Origin of the sequence: Mesorhizobium sp. M2A.F.Ca.ET.039.01.1.1 (assembly GCF_003998035.1) — a bacterium.
Classification (GTDB): Bacteria; Pseudomonadota; Alphaproteobacteria; order Rhizobiales; family Rhizobiaceae; genus Mesorhizobium.
Genome location: NZ_RZRY01001054.1, coordinates 1 through 1,667, shown reverse-complemented (window position 1 = coordinate 1,667; position 1,667 = coordinate 1). Strand labels below are relative to the sequence as shown.

Genomic DNA, 1,667 nt, shown 5'->3' with positions numbered 1-1,667 from the left:
GCTTCGGATCGTGCGCCAGAAGCGCCAGCGTATCCTGCAATTGGTCGCGGAAGCCGAAGGCGCCGCTCGCCTGGTAGAAGGCCGAGCGCGCGCGGATGCGGCAGGCCAGGCTCTGGTAGGGCAGCCAGTGGTTGACCATGGCGTTCATCGCCTCGTCCGGCGTCTCGACCTGGATGGTGTCGAGGAAGCCGCGCCAGGCCTTTTCATTGTCGGCCAGGCGCTGGTCGAAATCCTTGCCGCGATGGGTCTGCACCAGCGCGCTTGCCTCGGCGGGCGTGGCCGCGTCGCCGAGCAGCCAGGACAGCGTGACGTCGCCGCCGGCGGGGATGTCGATATCGCTGGCGACGACCGCGCAAGGGTCATCGCCCGCCTCGATGCGCCCGGAGAGCGCAAGCCCGCCCAGCACGGCCTGAGGGTACTCCGTCGTGCCGTGCCTGCCGATGAATTCGGAGCGGTCGGCGGTCACCGAATGGATCGGATGACTTGCTCCCAGGAAGGCGACGCGCTCGCCGAAGTCGAGGCCGTAGGGGTTCTGCGCCAGCATGGCCCCTGTTGCCGTGTCCCGCGCGGGCACGATGGTCGCCGCCGTGCGCGAGCGATGGCCGCCCAGCACCCATTCGGCATACGCATAGACGCGCAGCCGCGCCGGCACCGATCCGGAATTCTGGATTCGCAACCGGCTGATCTTCACCGGATCGACGGGATCCACCACCTGTGTCAGGTCCATCGACAACGGGCCGCGCTTGGAGCGGAAGGTCGAAAAGCCCTGGCCGTGCCAGGTCTCATAGGTCATCGACGGATCGCGGACCGTCGCCGCCATCGGCGAGAACGCCTTGCCGCTGGCATGGTCGAAGACATAGAAGCCCTCGCCCGGCCGGTTCGACACCGGATCGTTCGACCATGGCGTCAGTTGGTAGTCGCGGCTGTTGCGGCTCCAGGTGAAGCCTGCGCCTTCGGCCGAGACGTGGAAGCCGAAGGAGGCGTTGGAGATGACGTTGATCCAGGGCTGCGGCGTCACACGCCGTCCGGTCAGCCGCGTGACATAGTGGCGGCCGTCGCCGTCGAAGCCGCCATAGCCGTTCCAGAGGCTGAGGCCTCGGCCGTCGGCGGCGATGTCGGCTCCAGCCTGGCTTGCCGGCACCGGCAAAGGCAGCGGCGGGCTGGGTTCGCGCGGCGAGCCGCCCTCGGCCTGCAGCAAGGCATCGCGGGCCTGCAGCGCCGCGGTCTCGGCGCGTTCGAGCTGATCGAAGATCGTGCCGTTGCGGGTGTGAAGAACCACCCGCGCGACCGACAGCAAGGTCTTGTAGGTCGGCTCGTCCATCAGGTCGCGGCGCACCGCGAAGATGTGCTGGCGCGGCCCAAGCTCGCGGCCGCGCAGGCGGCTGTTCTCGCACAGCGTCTCCACCGCGCGCTGCAGGTCCTGCACATAGGACGAGGCCTGCTCATTGACGACGACGAAGTCGATCATCATGCCGCGCGCCCGCATATATTCCTGGAAGCGCAGCGCCTGGGCGACGATCTCGAGGTCGGCGACGTCGCCGATGCGCACCAGGAAGATCGGGAAATCGCCGGAGATGCTGGTCGGCCACAGGCTCGACTGGCGGCCGAGGCCCGAGGCGATGGATTCCGCCGGCAGGCGCAGGAACGGATCGGGATAGATCAGGTAG

General features: G+C 68.3%; 1 pseudogene. It reads right to left on the bottom strand.

Annotation, left to right across the window (positions count from 1 at the left end):
- Positions 1-1,667 (bottom strand): annotated as a pseudogene (locus EOA24_RS37170) (protein ndvB); the annotation flags it as partial.